Annotated in this window: 15 protein-coding genes; 8 read left to right on the top strand and 7 right to left on the bottom strand. The window is 37.8% G+C overall.

The window, feature by feature from the left end:
- Positions 1-171 precede the first annotated feature (171 nt).
- Both HCB49_RS01710 and HCB49_RS01715 read right to left on the bottom strand, forming a co-directional pair.
- Positions 172-873: a Crp/Fnr family transcriptional regulator gene (locus tag HCB49_RS01710; RefSeq protein ID WP_185603920.1), complete on the bottom strand. Its 702-nt coding sequence runs from the start codon at positions 871-873 to the stop codon at positions 172-174.
- A 75-nt stretch (positions 874-948) separates the two neighbouring features.
- On the bottom strand, positions 949-1,497 hold the full coding sequence (locus HCB49_RS01715) for a biotin transporter BioY (protein WP_185603921.1): 549 nt from the start codon (positions 1,495-1,497) through the stop codon (positions 949-951).
- A gap of 193 nt (positions 1,498-1,690) precedes the next feature.
- On the opposite strand from HCB49_RS01715, the gene HCB49_RS01720 reads away from it, so the two are divergent.
- The 4 genes from HCB49_RS01720 to HCB49_RS01735 all read left to right on the top strand — a co-directional run bounded on the left by HCB49_RS01720 (position 1,691) and on the right by HCB49_RS01735 (position 4,301).
- Positions 1,691-2,023, top strand: coding sequence for a PadR family transcriptional regulator (locus HCB49_RS01720; protein ID WP_003732635.1), 333 nt, complete (start codon positions 1,691-1,693; stop codon positions 2,021-2,023).
- Positions 2,016-2,606, top strand: coding sequence for an HAAS signaling domain-containing protein (locus HCB49_RS01725; RefSeq protein ID WP_185603922.1), 591 nt, complete (start codon positions 2,016-2,018; stop codon positions 2,604-2,606). Before HCB49_RS01720 ends, HCB49_RS01725 begins: the two co-directional genes overlap by 8 nt.
- Positions 2,599-3,696 carry a DUF4097 family beta strand repeat-containing protein gene (locus tag HCB49_RS01730; protein WP_185603923.1) on the top strand — a complete coding sequence of 366 codons (1,098 nt, stop codon included), beginning with the start codon at positions 2,599-2,601 and terminating at the stop codon, positions 3,694-3,696. The genes HCB49_RS01725 and HCB49_RS01730 overlap by 8 nt, the downstream gene beginning before the upstream one ends.
- 104 nt (positions 3,697-3,800) lie before the next feature.
- A complete protein-coding gene (locus HCB49_RS01735) occupies positions 3,801-4,301 on the top strand; it encodes a GNAT family N-acetyltransferase (protein ID WP_185604494.1) in 501 nt (166 codons plus the stop codon).
- A 47-nt stretch (positions 4,302-4,348) separates the two neighbouring features.
- On the opposite strand, the gene HCB49_RS01740 is transcribed toward HCB49_RS01735, so the two are convergent.
- The 3 genes from HCB49_RS01740 to HCB49_RS01750 form a co-directional block, all read right to left on the bottom strand.
- A complete protein-coding gene (locus HCB49_RS01740; protein ID WP_185396798.1) occupies positions 4,349-4,735 on the bottom strand; it encodes a hypothetical protein in 387 nt (128 codons plus the stop codon).
- A 52-nt stretch (positions 4,736-4,787) separates the two neighbouring features.
- Positions 4,788-5,132 carry a magnetosome magnetite crystal formation protein family gene (locus tag HCB49_RS01745; protein ID WP_185603924.1) on the bottom strand — a complete coding sequence of 115 codons (345 nt, stop codon included), beginning with the start codon at positions 5,130-5,132 and terminating at the stop codon, positions 4,788-4,790.
- A 147-nt stretch (positions 5,133-5,279) separates the two neighbouring features.
- Positions 5,280-6,620, bottom strand: coding sequence for an MATE family efflux transporter (locus HCB49_RS01750; protein ID WP_185390743.1), 1,341 nt, complete (start codon positions 6,618-6,620; stop codon positions 5,280-5,282).
- A 167-nt stretch (positions 6,621-6,787) separates the two neighbouring features.
- Here HCB49_RS01750 and HCB49_RS01755 point away from each other — a divergent pair, with 167 nt between their 5' ends.
- The 4 genes from HCB49_RS01755 (at position 6,788) to HCB49_RS01770 (ending at position 11,210) form a co-directional block, all read left to right on the top strand.
- Positions 6,788-7,249 (top strand): MarR family winged helix-turn-helix transcriptional regulator, encoded by a 462-nt coding sequence (locus HCB49_RS01755; RefSeq protein ID WP_185603925.1) that lies wholly within the window; start codon positions 6,788-6,790, stop codon positions 7,247-7,249.
- A gap of 7 nt (positions 7,250-7,256) precedes the next feature.
- Positions 7,257-8,981, top strand: coding sequence for an ABC transporter ATP-binding protein (locus tag HCB49_RS01760; RefSeq protein WP_061114098.1), 1,725 nt, complete (start codon positions 7,257-7,259; stop codon positions 8,979-8,981).
- Positions 8,978-10,795 (top strand): ABC transporter ATP-binding protein, encoded by a 1,818-nt coding sequence (locus HCB49_RS01765; RefSeq protein ID WP_185603926.1) that lies wholly within the window; start codon positions 8,978-8,980, stop codon positions 10,793-10,795. The genes HCB49_RS01760 and HCB49_RS01765 overlap by 4 nt, the downstream gene beginning before the upstream one ends.
- Positions 10,796-10,910: 115 nt before the next feature.
- Positions 10,911-11,210 carry a rhodanese-like domain-containing protein gene (locus HCB49_RS01770; protein WP_185603927.1) on the top strand — a complete coding sequence of 100 codons (300 nt, stop codon included), beginning with the start codon at positions 10,911-10,913 and terminating at the stop codon, positions 11,208-11,210.
- Positions 11,211-11,244: 34 nt separating this feature from the next.
- On the opposite strand, the gene HCB49_RS01775 is transcribed toward HCB49_RS01770, so the two are convergent.
- Together HCB49_RS01775 and HCB49_RS01780 are read right to left on the bottom strand one after the other, a co-directional pair.
- Positions 11,245-12,975 (bottom strand): LapB repeat-containing protein, encoded by a 1,731-nt coding sequence (locus tag HCB49_RS01775; protein ID WP_185603928.1) that lies wholly within the window; start codon positions 12,973-12,975, stop codon positions 11,245-11,247.
- 133 nt (positions 12,976-13,108) lie between these two features.
- Positions 13,109-14,842: a LapB repeat-containing protein gene (locus HCB49_RS01780; protein WP_185603929.1), complete on the bottom strand. Its 1,734-nt coding sequence runs from the start codon at positions 14,840-14,842 to the stop codon at positions 13,109-13,111.
- Between the last annotated feature and the right edge of the window lie 129 nt (positions 14,843-14,971).

Here is a 14,971-nt window from a genome sequence, read left to right on the forward strand (position 1 = left end):
AAATATCCTCGTTTCGATTTTTAATATATGGTACGAGATTATTATAAGGCGATAAGGACTGATATAGTAGCTAAAAGTAGTTAATTTTATTAAGGTGTTACAAAATTATGGCGAAATAAAATCAGTGAACAATTTTTAAATCGCCCACTGATTTTGTAATTTATTTTACGTTCATATGTATGGTTTGTAATTTTCTTTTATTTTCTGCTTATGAAACTCAAAATTGTTTACACGCCAAGGTTTTGGCGAAAGCGCAATAATGCCATCTTCTTCTAGCTTTCGCAGGTTGGTTGCAACATAAGCTCGAGCTAAATTAAGATAATTCCCTAAGATTTTTTGCGTAAAATAATATGGAATCAAACAAGAGCCATCTGTTTCAATTCGGCCAAATCGTTCTCCACAAGCAATTAATCCAGCTAAAACTTTCTCATTAGAAGGTAAATTTGCATAAGCTTCGCGTTCTAGCATTGGTGTAACCATACTTTGCATAAGTGCGTTCATCTGCCAAAATACATCTGGTGAACTTAAGAATTTATTCAGAACATATTTACGTTCAAATTGATAAACACTAACTTCACTAATCGTTGAGTAATTTACTGGTGATATCGCGCCACCAAGTAGTGTAAGCGGTCCAATACAATCTTGTTTGCCTAAGAAGCTGATGATGTTGTCTTCTTTGCAAGTATTTTTGCTCATCGCAACTACGCCTTCTTCAATGATATAGAAGTAATCAGTTTCCGCACCTTCTGCTAAAATCTGTTGGTTGCGTCTAAAGCGAATTCTTTTATATGGAAGAACTGCTTCACTAGAATCTTTTAACAAATTAAGTAAATCCACGTTGTAAAAGCTATTTTCCTCATTTAGTAATGACATATACCGAGTCCCCTTTTCTCAGTGGTAATCATTATCATTATATAGGAGTTAACTTCAAATGTGTATTAATGGGACTTAGGTTGCTTTAAGTAGTTTTGCTTTGATGAGGCGATCACGAATAAGAATCCCTAAAAGCGCCGCGAAAACGGCTTTAATAATACCCGGAATAATAAATGGTACCATTCCTGTTAAAAAGGCAGCCGGCCAGTCAAGTCCAGTGCTAACCTTCAACCATAACACGCCGAAAATAAGCGTGATAATGGCGCCTAAAATATTAGCAACGATAGCATATGGAACCGTGAATTTTGTTTTTTCGAGCAACCAGCCTGTAAGTAATGCGTTAAAAATAAATCCGATAATAAATCCGCCAGTTGGTCCAAAAATAATCCCAATTCCTGCTGTCATTCCTTGGAAAACGGGAATCCCAACAGCGCCAAGCACAATATAAACTAATACAGATATCGTACCATGACGAGCTCCAAGAATTGTTGCAGCTAAACCAATCGCAAATGTTTGTCCTGTAAGTGGGATAGGACCGAGTGGAATAGCAACTTGTGCAAGCAAAGCAATGATGACTGCAAATAAAGCATCAACTACTAAAAATTTCAATTTCTGATCACGCATAAACATATCTCCTTTTAATGTAAACTTAATACTATGTTAGGTTAACATTTATCGATTAAAAAAACAATACTAGTTTTTTTAATCAGTACCTTGCAATGAACACTAGTGTATGATAAACTATAGTGGTAGTGAACAATATATAGTAGTGGTTACTTAATACTAGTGTGGAATTTAACAGAATGGAGGAGTTAGCATGGAGGTTAACCCACAATTCAAAAAAGGTGTGTTAGAACTTTGCTGTTTATTTTTAATTCAAAAGAAAGATTGTTATGGCTATGAGTTGGCAAATCAAGTTTCTAAATATATTGAAGTAGCGGAAGGCGCTATTTATCCAGTACTTAGAAGATTAGTGAAAGAAGAATATTGTTCCACTTATTTAGTAGAATCGAATGAAGGTCCATCAAGAAAATATTATCAACTAACTGTCAAAGGGGAAATTTACTTAAATGAGCTTATTTCCGAATGGAACAATTTTACAGACAGTGTTGCAAAGCTTTTAACAGAGGGGGAAGCAGTAAATGAATAAACAAGATTTCTTAAATGAATTAAATCAACGCCTAGAATTGCTTGATCCTAAAGAACGGAGAGAGCTATTATCTGATTATCAAGAGCATTTCAGAAATGGGATTGAAGCGGGGAAAAGTGAAGAACAAATCGTCTTTGACCTAGGAACGCCGGAAGAAATTGCGGCAGATATTTTAAGTGAACGGAATATCCGCGAAGAACAAGTAGAAGCGGAATATTATTATGTGCCACGTAAAAACCAAAATGAAAATCGATCTGTAAGTAAGCAAATTTTAATTGGGGTAGGTTTATTTTTCTTAGATATTTGCCTTATTATTCCAATTATGGTCTCGTTATGGTCATTAGTTATTTCACTTTGGTCATCAGTTGCTTCGTTTATACTTTCGCCGTTGTTACTTGGCGTAATGCTTTTATTTGGCGCTGACTTTGCATTTTATCAAATGTTTGTTTCGATTGGACTTGTGGGCTTGGGGCTGATGCTTCTATTTGTCGCAAATGCACTTACGAAGTTTACAACTAAAGCTACAATGGCAATTATCGAATGGCACAAATATGCAGTCAAAGGAGGCGGAAGCAATGCGTAAACACCAATTAAGTAAGAAATTATTTTTCGCAGGTTTGGTGCTATTTATTATCGGTGCGATCGGCGTGGCTATCACAATGAACACAGGCAATATGATTGAAAAAGGAGAACCACTTACACAGCAGTGGGATTTAGCAAACGAAAATATTAATACGATTGCTTTTTCTTCCGAGCGAGATGTATTCATTGAATGGAAAGAAAGCACAACTGGAAAAAATTATATCGAATTAAAAGGAAATTACTCCGCAAATGATAAAAAAGCAATCCAAAAATTAGAGCCAGTTTCCGAAGATGGAACTTCATTTAATATTACGGTTCCAGAAGAAGATGATTGGTATAACAACTTTGGCAAAATCTATGCTTACGGCAAACAAAAAGTAACAGTTTACTTAACGAAAAATACAAAAGTGGCTGATTTAGAAGTGAAATCTCATTCAGGAGATATTAATGTGGCCGATTTTAACGTAAAGAAATTTGTTAGTTCAACAAATTCTGGTGAGTTGAAAGTGACTAATCTCCAGGCTGATACTGCTCAAATGGCTACTTCTTCCGGTGATTTAAAATTAGCTACTATTAAAGCAAATACAGCGATTGAAACAGGTTCTGGCAAGACAGAAATTACTAATTTAACCGGCGATTTAGAAGTAAATGGTGGTTCTGGTGATGTTACTGCTAGCGGAGTCAAAGCGAAAAAACTTAAAATCGCAATCGATTCTGGGGATATTGAATTGACTGATAGTGTAACAGATCTGGCCGTGTTAACAACGAGTTCCGGCGATATTGATGCTAATACAAATGGTATAGTGCAAGCAGAATCTAATTCTGGATCCATTGAACTTGAGGGCGTAACAAATGACCTCACCGCTAAAACAAGCTCAGGAGATGTGGATGCAGCATTTATCAAACAAGTAAAAAATATCAGTATCAATACAGATTCTGGTGAAGTGGAACTAGAAATACCAGGTGATTTTAAAGCTATTTACGAAACAAGTAGCAATTCCGGTAGTGTCAAAGTTCCAACGAGTGATTCGAATACAGCAAACCGCGTAACAGTAAAAACAAGTTCTGGTGATATTAAAATCAAAAAATAAAAAATCCGTGCGCTAATTATTTAATTAGCGCATTCTTTTTGTTAAAAAGGGGTAAAGTCAGATAAACTGTTTTATCAATTTGCGCAAGGGGAGGAGAATGGATGATGGACTTTCATATTAGAAAAGCAACTAATAGCGATGCCGAGGCCATTCAACACGTAGCGATTACTTCGTGGCATCATACTTATCAAGACTTAATTCCAAATGATGTACAAGACGACTTTTTGGAAAGATTTTATAATGTTGAAACGCTTCATAACCGTATTTCAGCGACACCGTTTGCTGTTTTGGAACAAGCGGGAAAAGTAATTGGATTCGCGAATTTTATTGAACTTGAAAAGGGAAAAAGCGAACTAGCGGCTTTTTATTTGCTGCCGGAAGTAACACAACGCGGACTTGGAACCGAGTTATTAGAAGTGGGTATGACGTTATTTCACGTGCCATTGCCAATGTTTGTGAACGTCGAAAAAGGAAACGAAACAGCAATCCATTTTTATTTGGCAAAAGGGTTTGTTCAAGTGGAGGAATTTACCGAGGATTTTTATGGCTACCCACTGGAAACGATTCGCTTCAATTTGAGTCACCATGCGTATGAAGAAGAATAAAAAAATGTCTATTCTAGTTGAATAAATCAATTAGGATAGACATTTTTTTATTTTGTAGCAGCTCTCCCGCTAGTCGTTTTTCCACCGCGTAAGAAGAAGAAAATCACGGCTAATATCGCCATAATTACTCCTGCAAGAACGGAAACGCCAACTGAAATGAGCATGCCGGAAACTTGGATAATGCTTAGGATGATGACTGCTGCAACAACCCCGTAAGCAAATCCCCATATGGCAAATGTGAAATAGCTAGCTTTTTTGCTAAATCCGTAGAATATTTCGCCTAACGTAGAGGCAACTAAAATCACCGGAGCAGCAAAAAGTATTGCTGAAAAGACAAGTTGTGGTGTGACATTTTCATAGAGGATGGTTTCGACTAACAGTGCAGAAAAAATACCTAAAACAAAAATTGATAAATAAGCAATAATAAAACGCATGAAAAAAACCTCCTAAAGTACACTATATTATAGCATAAATTAGGAAGTTAGCTTAACATCTAGCCCAGTTATCGTCATTCCTCTTTACGATACGTGTAATACCCCGAATCATGTTGAAAATGAGTATCGATACATTTAGAAAAACGATAAAAAATACAGTGGCTAAAGCAAGAAAGTGAATGGTGTCCGCGCTATTGGTACTAAATGGAACATTGTTATAAAGTAAAATTATAACAATAAGACCAGCGACAAATGTTGTTTGCGTGAGGAGCGCCCATTTTACATGATGCCGTATTTCTTTATCTTTATTTGTACACCAGATAATCGCGGGAGCAATAACCGGAGCGAAGAAAAGACTAAAATAACTAAGCGCACTAATAATTTTTTTATCTAACATTTCTCATCTATCCTCTCATTTGTTTATAAGTCTAGTATAGCGGGGAAAGAGAAAGGAAACCATCGAATTAGGTGACGATATGTAATTGAAAATGACAGTTTTGTCATGTAAAAACGCCCCTTCGAAAAAAATCAAAGAGACGTTTCTTTATATGACTGATTTTAAAGACCAAACTTTACTGCGCCATCTACGGTACATTAAAACGGCTCGAACGCCTTCATCAATAATGTACGCCAGCCAAACACCAACGAGCCCAAGCCCAGCAGAGATCCCAAGTACATAGGAGAACGGCAAACTAACAATCCACATAACAATCAGTCCACATATAAATGGAAAACGGACATCGCCAGTAGAATTCAGACTGCTAATGATAATAATATTCGTGGCACGTCCAAGCTCAAGGAAAATCGAAAGCAAGAACAGTTCTTTCGTCATCGCAATGATTTCGGTATTCGTTGTAAATAGTCGCATAATCGGCTCAGCAAAGAGATAAATTGACACGCTGACTACAATCGCAACGACTAGCCCAATTTTCCAACTGCGTAAACCTTGTTTGTAAGCTTTATCAATTTCTTTCGCACCAACCGCGCGACCGATAATGATTTGCGAGGCTTGACCGAGCGCGATAGCAAAGAGTGCAACAAACTGGCTCACAGTCGAAGCATAGACTTTTGTTGTAAGTGCTTCTGTGCCTAAAATCGCAATGATTGCCGTAACAACAAGCTGAGAACCAGCGTACGATAAGTTTTCCCCAGCAGAGGGAAGACCTAGTCGTAAAATCGAATAAAGTAGTTTTTTGGAAACTTGCTCCAATTTTTTGAAATGGAACGTGTAACCGATATATTTTCTGAGCATCCAAATGGCTAGACCCATTCCGACGAAGTTAGCGACAGCAGTAGAAATTCCGACACCTGCCACGCCGTAATCTAAGTATGCAAGCGGGCCGTAAAGAAATAAGTAATTACCGACAACATTAATAATACTAATCGTCACAGGAACAAGAATCGATTGCCTCACATAACCGTGCGCCCGGAGAATTGGCAAAATCGAAGCATGAATCGCGATAACAACCGAACTCCCACCGATAATTTCTAAAAATGGTGCGCCGACTTGGACTAAATGAGGATCAATTCCCATCCAAGTCAGGAAATTTTTCGACATAAAAATGAAAATAATACTCATCACAATGCCAATTAAGAAAGCCACCACTAAACCATTTGTAATCACATTCTCGATTTCTTTATGTTTTTTCGCACCGATCATTTGTGCAACGATAATCTGCACACCAACACTGATGAAGCCGTAAATAATAATAGAAATAACAAGAATCTGATTAGCAACCCCAGTCGCAGCAACCGCATCATCCGAATAATGCCCCAGCATAAAGACATCGATATAACTAATCATCAGTCGTAAAAATTGCTCCAGAAAAATCGGCCAAGCAAGTGTAAAAAGACTTATACTGGCGACCTTATGTACTGAATTCACTTATTTCCCTCCCTTCTTTTTCTAACACAATTAAAGCCATTATAAGGCAATTAAAGTTAAAAGTATAGATTAATTTCAAAAAGACGCCAAGATATTACTTGACAAAAAATAGATATTTTATATAATTAGTTAGGTAAACTAATTAAATGATAGAAAGAAGTGGAGAAATGTCTTCGAAAAATCAAGACTTGGGGCACTCAGTAATTAAGGCTTTCATGAATTTTAAGCATGCTGAATTAAAAAGTTTCCAAATTCCAGGTTACAGTAAATCTGAAACAAGATTTATTTTTATTTTATCTCGCGGGCTTAAAAGTAAAGGGCCGAAAATTCGTGTTTCCGATCTTGGTCACATGCTTAGAATTTCAAAACCAAGCGTAACGCAAATGATGCAATCTTTAGAAGGAAAAGGACTCATTAAACGCGTTCAAAACCCTGAAGATAAGCGCTCGATGTATGTTGAATTAACGGAAGTCGGCGCAGCAGTATCAGAAAAAATGCTCGATGAGTTTCAGGCTAGTTTTGAAGATATGCAGGAATTTTTAGGCGAAGACGACATGCAAAAATTGATTACGCTCCTAGAGAAACTTACAGATTACTTAAACACAAAATCCGAAAATAAGGAGGCATAAACCGCAAATGATGAAATTGATGAAAAGATTAAAACCTTATTGGCTGAGCATTACGGCCGTATTAGTCCTTACTTTCGGGCAAGTTATCGGACAGCTTTATTTGCCGACCTTGATGTCTAACATTATTGATAAAGGCGTTGTAAATGGCGATACAGATTATATTTGGAGCACTGGGATGCAGATGCTACTCATATCGTTCGCCTCTGTTATCTTGTCGGTTATCGTCGTCTATCTCGCGTCGAAAATTTCGATGGGATTCGGGAAAGACTTACGCGATAAAATTTTTACTAAAGTAGAGGACTTTTCCTTACAAGAATTTGATAAAGTAGGAACTTCCTCGTTGATTACGAGAACGACAAATGATGTTGTCCAAATCCAAAATGTTCTTTATATGATGATGCGTCTAATGGTAATGGCGCCAATCATGTTACTCGGCGGTATTATTATGGCTGTCGGACGTGACGCGAAACTATCACTTATTTTTGTCGTTGTTTTACCACTACTGCTTCTATTAGTAGTTGTTCTAGGTGGCAAAGCAATGCCAATGTTTAAATCATTACAAAAGAAAATGGACAAATTAAACCGTGTTATTCGTGAAGGTTTAACTGGTATTCGTGTTGTTCGCTCCTTTAACCGTAACGAAGACGAACTCGAAAAATTTGAAGAAGCGAATGCGGACTATGCGACAACTGCAATTAAAGTCAACCGCTTGTTGTCACTAATGAGTCCGTTAATGATGCTGCTTATGAATTTAACTTCCATCGCGATTGTTTGGATTGGTTCGATTTTTATTGGTAATGGTGATATGCAAGTAGGGGACTTGATGGCGTTTATTCAATACGCGATGCAAATTATGATGTCCTTCATGATGCTTTCGGCCGTGTTTATTATGATTCCACGTGCTGGGGCTTCCGCGGAACGTATCAACGAAGTACTAGACATGGAAGCAGAAATACTTAACCCTGAAAATCCAAAAACAAGTACACCACCAGCAAAACTTTCTTTTGAAAATGTAACTTTCCGTTATGAAGGTGCTGAAAAACCAGTAATTGAAGATATTTCATTCGAAGCAAATGCTGGTGAAACCGTCGCAATCATCGGAAGCACTGGCGCTGGGAAGTCCACTTTAATTAACATGATTCCACGCTTTTACGATGTCGAAAGTGGTGTTGTAAAAATTAATGGGATTGATGTTCGCGAAATGGACCAATCCAGTTTGCGCCAAAAAATTGGACTTGTACCGCAAAAAGCCGTTTTATTCACTGGAACGATTGCTTCTAATATGCGCTACGGGAAAGAAGATGCGACTGATGAAGAAATCTGGGAAGCGCTTCGAACTGCTCAAGCCGAAAACTTTGTATCCAAACTGTCAAACGGGCTTGGTAGTCGCGTAGAACAAGGCGGAAATAACTTCTCTGGTGGACAAAAACAACGCCTTTCCATCGCGCGTTCATTAATTAGAAAACCAGAAATTTATATCTTTGATGATAGCTTCTCCGCGCTCGATTTCAAAACAGATGCGAAACTGCGTGAAGCTTTAAAAGCGGAAACAACGGAAGCCGTGACACTCATTGTCGCACAGCGGATTACGTCTGTTGTTAACTCCGACCAAATCATCGTTCTAAATGAAGGTAAAATTGCCGGCATTGGAACACATGAAGAATTAAAAGAATCAAACCAAATTTATCAAGAAATTATGAGGTCACAGCTGTCAGAGGAGGAAATCGCATGAGTGGTCCAGGTCCCGGTGGTGGAATGAGAATGCAAACAACCGCCAAACCAAAGAACTTTAAACAAACACTATTTCGACTTCTTAGCTATATGAAACCTCGTTCTGTCGCAATCATTGTCGTATTTATCTTTGCGATTTTATCCACGATTTTCAATATTTTCAGCCCGAAAGAACTCGGAAAAGCAACAACCGAAATTTTTAAAGGTGTTATGAGTCAAGATGGTATTAACAACGATAAGATTTTCAATATATTAATGATTGTTTTAGTTTTATATCTTGGTAGCTCCTTATTTAGCTTCATTCAGCAATACGTCATGTCGAGTGTTGCGCAACGTACCGTTTATGATATGCGGAAAGATTTAAAGGCGAAAATGGCCCGACTTCCGCTGAAATATTATGATACGCGCTCAAATGGTGATATTCTTAGTCGTTCTGTTAATGACATGGATAACATCGCGAACACGTTACAACAATCACTAACGCAAGCCATTACAGCGATTGTCCAAATGATTGGTGTCTTAATTATGATGCTAACAATCAGTTGGCAAATGACGCTAATCGTTCTAGTAACAGTTCCAATCAGTATTATTTTGGTTGCGATTATTGCTGGTAGATCACAACGTTACTTTGGGGCACAACAACGCAATCTTGGTATTTTAAATGATACTGTAGAAGAAACTTACGGCGGCCAAACGATCATTAAAGCCTTTGGTCAAGAAAAGAAAACCTTAGTAAAATTTGATGAAGTCAATGAAGATTATTTTAAAGCAGCTAAAAAAGCGCAATTTATTTCCGGGATTATGATGCCGGTAATGCAATTCGTTGGTAACTTAGGTTATGTAGGTGTCTGTGTGGCCGGTGGTATTTTTGTTACTAACGGAACACTTCAAGTTGGGGATATTCAATCATTTACGCAATATGTCCAATTATTTACGCAACCAATTTCCAGCGTAGCAAACATCGCCAATATCATTCAATCCACTATTGCTTCAGCAGAACGTGTATTTGAAATGATGGATGAAGAAGAAGAAAAAGACGAAATTCCAGCAAATATTAACCAAGTTGCTGGCGAAGAACACAGCATTGTATTCGACCACGTGAAATTCGGATACACTCCGGATAAACCACTGATGACTGATTTGAATATTCATGTTGAAGAAGGTCAGATGGTAGCAATCGTTGGTCCAACTGGTGCTGGTAAAACAACCATTATCAACTTGCTGATGCGTTTTTATGACGTGGATGGTGGTCAGATTCGGATGAAAGGTATTGATACACGCGATATGACCAAAGATGCCGTCCGCGAAAAATTTGGGATGGTGCTGCAAGATACGTGGTTATTTAACGGAACGATTGCAGAAAATATCGCATACGGTCGCGAAGGCGCAACGAAAGATGAAGTTATCGGAGCAGCAAAAGCCGCTTACGCAGATGATTTCATCCGTCGACTTCCAAATGGTTATGATACTGTCTTAAATGAAGAAGGTTCTAACATTTCGCAAGGTCAAAAACAACTTCTAACAATTGCCCGCGCGATTTTATCAGATCCATCTATCCTAATTTTAGATGAAGCGACTTCTAGCGTAGATACTCGGACAGAATTAAATATTCAACTTGCGATGGGGAATCTGATGGAAGGGCGCACAAGCTTCGTTATTGCCCACAGACTTTCCACCATTCGTGATGCAGACTTAATTCTCGTTATGAATCACGGTAGCGTTATCGAACAAGGAACACATCAAGAATTACTTGATGCAAAAGGCTTCTACGCTGATCTTTACAACAGTCAGTTTACCGGAGCTCAAGCAGTTTAAATGTAAAAAGACAATGTGGCTAGTCGCTGCATTGTCTTTTTTTGAGCAGAAAATTTGTTTGCTGGTGGATTAGGCGGTATGGTAAGTAAAGAAGAAATTGAAGAGGTGAAAATAGATGTATCAATCGATTACGGCAAATGATTTAGAGCAAGAATTAAAAAACGCACAGCTTAATATACTAGATGTCAGAGATGCAGATGCTTTTGTTGAGGGACACATTCCAAATGCAATCAACATTCCAATCAATGAACTACCAGAAAAAATAGCAACCCTTGATAAAGAGCAAGCTTATACGATTATTTGTTACGCGGGAGGTCGTTCTGAGCGCGCGAGTCAATTTTTAGCGGCAGAAGGCTTTGCTGTAACGAATGTAATGGGCGGTATGGGTGCCTTTCACGGGACAGTTACTCAATAAGAAAAGAAGCTACTTAATCGTAGCTTCTTTTTATTTAACTATGTTTTCTTTTACGGAAAAAGATTGTGGCTATTCCAGCTAGCGCAATACCCATTAAAACGGTAGCTAGTTGGTTGGAATCACCTGTTTTTGGTAAAGCCTTGTTTACTGGATCGGACACGTTTTTTTCAGGCGTATTTGCATTCACAGACTCGCCGTCACCATCTGTTTCATTTGGTTTATCTGGGTCCGGAGTTGGGGCTATCGGCTCATCTTCCTCAGCCACTTCTACGGAAATAGTAACTGGATCAGCCTCGATGCCACTTTCGCTCACTGCATGTAAAGTGACCGTGTATGTGCCAACTTTGTTTAAATCAACGACACTTTCGAAATCGCTTGTTACGGTACTGTCATCACTTGTTTCAGCGATAATATCTAATAAAAATTGTTCCTCCGTTACAGCTGATTCTTTCAGGTAGGTGATACTTTGCATTGCTGTAATGATTGGAATTTCAAGGATAGTTACTGTCACTTGTTGCGGCGTCGCTTGTAAACCTGCTGAGTTTTCTGCATTTAATGTAACAGTGTAAACGCCAGGTGTATTTAAATCAACGACACTAGCAAAATCACTCGTAACAGGTGCATCATCATCTGTTTCGGCATGAATATCTTGTAAAAACTTTTCTTCTGTAATGGTCGATTGCTCTACATAACTCATAGTCTCGTCACTAGCGATATTCAACGTATGTTCAACTGCAAAATATTGCGTGTACGTCCCGCCAGTTAACGTGTATCTAGTAAAATTAGGCGGCGTTGTATAAGCTCCAGCTGGATTATTATAACGTGCATTATATTTCATTTGTTCAATCGAATCAAAGTATTCTTTTGTGATTCCGCTAACAGTTATCCCTGTATCATCAATCGTTAGACGCGTGCTAGCAATCTGTTCGTTATTCAGTGAAAAGAAAGTAGAAGAGCCACTATTAGAAGTTGTAAAAGGAATCGCAACGCCATCAAAATTAACGCTACGTTCTTTCATTAAGGCAAAAGGAACAAAAATAGTTTGATTCGTTTCGTCGTAGCTTAGTGCAGAACTTTTAATCGTACTGTTAATTAAAGAAGTCCGGCCGACGTTTTGTCCATGTGCAGACAAGCTCGTTAATTTGGGGAAATTTTCGATGCCACGGAAATCGTGAACACCACAAAACTGAATATCCAAACTTGTTAGGTTAGGTAATGATTGGAGCGGCATTATATCTGTAAGAGCATAATCATATCCTAGTGTTAAGTCTGTTAACTGAGGAAGTCTATTTATTTTATCCAATGAGTTATCATTAATGTTGGTATTGCTTAAATCCATGGTATTTAAATTTACTAGGCCATTCAAATCAGGTAATGTATCATCCGTTAGGCTAGTCCCAGAGATAATTAACCTATTTAAACTAGTTATATTCGCTATCACAGAAAAATCAGTCACACCTGTATTTAATAAAGACAAAGATGTTAAATTGTGAGCAAATTCAAGTCCAGTTATATCTGTTAAAGTACTTCCATTAATATCAACTAGTTTAATCTTGTCCATTTGTGTTTGGGTAATATCACTTGTCGCAGCTTGTCCTAATAAGCCATTTAGATAGTTTTTTAAAACAGGATCAGGAATATTAACTATATCCTGTGATTCATTTGTTTCTATATTTTCTTCTGCAAAAGTACTTGTAAAATTAGGTATAGTCAAGGGTGCTATTAAAAGAATGCATAAACCAATCTTTATCCCAGTTTTTTTCATGTATGTAATCCTCCTAAAAAATTGGTGCTTAGTGTTTAATTATACAAAATTTTAGAATTTAAAACAATTCCTTTTTTAGTCGAATTCTAAATAAAAAACCGCAAAAGAGGAAGATCTCTTTTACGGTTCTAGTTTAGCTATGTTTTCTTTTACGGAAAAAGCTAATTGCGATGCCTGCGAGGATAATTCCGATTAATACAGTAGTTGCTGAGCCCTCGTCACCAGTGTATGGTAAAGTGGCATTTGCTTGTTCTGCTGAGTTTTCCGAAATAACAGATTGGCCATTTTCATTTGGTGCATTGGGGTTATCTGGATCAGGTGTTGGGTTTGGCCCCGGTGGTGTGGGTGGTTCGTCGCCTGCTACGACAGTTACGGTGACAGTTACTGGATCTGCTTCTACCCCATCTGCACTAACCGCGCGCAACGTGACAGTATAGGTTCCAACTTTAGTTAAATCAACCACACTATCGAAATCACTTGTCACTTTGCTACCATCACTCGTTGTAGCAGAAATATCTTGTAAAAATTGTTCCGCAGTTTTCGTTGTTCCTTTTGAATAAGTAATCGTTTTATCCGCTGTAATGATGGGTTTTTCAAGGATGGTGACGGTCACTTGTTTTGGTGTTGCTTTTAAACCAGCAGCATTTTCGGCATTTAGTGTGACAGTGTAGACACCGGGCGTGTTCAAATCGACGACGCTATCAAAATCACTCGTAACCGGGGTACCATCGTCTGTTTCAGCCTGGATATCTTGTAAAAATTGTGCTTCTGTAACAGTCGTTTTTTCGGTGTAGCTTATGGCGGAATCATTGGTAATCGTAAGTGTGTGATCGACATTGAAAGATTGTCGATACGTTCCGCCAGATACGGAATAGCTAGAAAAATTAGGCGGTGTAGCGTAACTGCCAGCCGGATTATTATAAAGAGCATTATAGTACATGGTTTCAATGGAATCGAAGTACGCTTTTGTTACGCCGCTAACCGTTATCCCTGTATTATCAATACTCAAACGAGCGCCATTAATTTGTTCATCATTTAGCGCAAAGATAGTAGAGGAACCGCTACTTGAAGTGGTAAAAGGAAATGCAACGCCATCAAAATTAACGCCGCGTCCAATCATTAAATCAAATGGAACAAAAAGTGTTTGATTGGCTTCATCGTAGTTTAATGCGGAACTTTTAATCGTACTTTCGATGGGAACACTACGTCCGACATTTTGACCGTATGCTGATAGATTGGTTAATTTTGGAAAGGTATCAATCCCGCGAAAGTCATTCACTCCGCAAAATTGGATAAATAAAGTAGTTAAATTTGGTATGGATTTGAGAGGCATCACATTCGTAATCGCAAAATTACTATCTAGGTTTAAGAAAGTTAAGCTAGGAAGTTTATTTATTTTAGTCAAGGAGTTGTTATCTAATTTACCAGGGCTTAAATTGAGATTAGTAACGTTTACTAAGCCATTTAAATCAGGTAGGGAACTATCGGTTAAATTGTTTCCAGAAATACTAAGATTAGTCAAACTCGGGATGTTGGCGACGATAGAGTAATCAGTCACACCTGTGTTAGATAAGCGTAAAACAGACAAGTTATGCGCATAATCGAGTCCGGTTAAATTCGTTAAACTAGCATTGCTAATATCGACATTTGTAATAGTATCCATCTGAGCTTCGGTGATGTCACTTGTACTAGCTTGACCTAAAAGCCCATTTAAATAGCTTTTTAAAACAGGATCGGGAATATTTACGATATCTTGTGCTGCTTTTGCATCAATCGTTTCATCTGCAAATGTATGTGTAGAAATTGGTATAGTAAGTGGAGCAATCAAAAGAATACATAAACCAATTTTTAGTCCAATTTTTCTCATGAATTTAACCCTCCTAAAAAATAACCATTAGTCTATTTTTATACAAAATGCTATATCTTAACCAATTCCTCTTTTAGTTCTTTTCTAAACAAAAGGTACGCCGAAAACAGCACAAAAAAAACCGTGAAA

It is taken from the genome of Listeria cossartiae subsp. cayugensis, from assembly GCF_014229095.1.
GTDB classification, from domain to species: domain Bacteria; phylum Bacillota; class Bacilli; order Lactobacillales; family Listeriaceae; genus Listeria; species Listeria cayugensis.

Bases quoted from the DNA above. Each gene is read 5' to 3' on its own strand.
- HCB49_RS01725 (WP_185603922.1), top strand. From the start codon at position 2,016: ATGAATAAACAAGATTTCTTAAATGAATTAAATCAACGCCTAGAATTG.
- HCB49_RS01715 (WP_185603921.1), bottom strand. From the start codon at position 1,497: ATGCGTGATCAGAAATTGAAATTTTTAGTAGTTGATGCTTTATTTGCA.
- HCB49_RS01755 (WP_185603925.1), top strand. From the start codon at position 6,788: ATGTCTTCGAAAAATCAAGACTTGGGGCACTCAGTAATTAAGGCTTTC.
- HCB49_RS01735 (WP_185604494.1), top strand. From the start codon at position 3,801: ATGGACTTTCATATTAGAAAAGCAACTAATAGCGATGCCGAGGCCATT.
- HCB49_RS01710 (WP_185603920.1), bottom strand. From the start codon at position 873: ATGTCATTACTAAATGAGGAAAATAGCTTTTACAACGTGGATTTACTT.
- HCB49_RS01770 (WP_185603927.1), top strand. From the start codon at position 10,911: ATGTATCAATCGATTACGGCAAATGATTTAGAGCAAGAATTAAAAAAC.
- HCB49_RS01720 (WP_003732635.1), top strand. From the start codon at position 1,691: ATGGAGGTTAACCCACAATTCAAAAAAGGTGTGTTAGAACTTTGCTGT.
- HCB49_RS01765 (WP_185603926.1), top strand. From the start codon at position 8,978: ATGAGTGGTCCAGGTCCCGGTGGTGGAATGAGAATGCAAACAACCGCC.
- HCB49_RS01730 (WP_185603923.1), top strand. From the start codon at position 2,599: ATGCGTAAACACCAATTAAGTAAGAAATTATTTTTCGCAGGTTTGGTG.
- HCB49_RS01745 (WP_185603924.1), bottom strand. From the start codon at position 5,132: ATGTTAGATAAAAAAATTATTAGTGCGCTTAGTTATTTTAGTCTTTTC.
- HCB49_RS01780 (WP_185603929.1), bottom strand. From the start codon at position 14,842: ATGAGAAAAATTGGACTAAAAATTGGTTTATGTATTCTTTTGATTGCT.
- HCB49_RS01775 (WP_185603928.1), bottom strand. From the start codon at position 12,975: ATGAAAAAAACTGGGATAAAGATTGGTTTATGCATTCTTTTAATAGCA.
- HCB49_RS01760 (WP_061114098.1), top strand. From the start codon at position 7,257: ATGATGAAATTGATGAAAAGATTAAAACCTTATTGGCTGAGCATTACG.
- HCB49_RS01740 (WP_185396798.1), bottom strand. From the start codon at position 4,735: ATGCGTTTTATTATTGCTTATTTATCAATTTTTGTTTTAGGTATTTTT.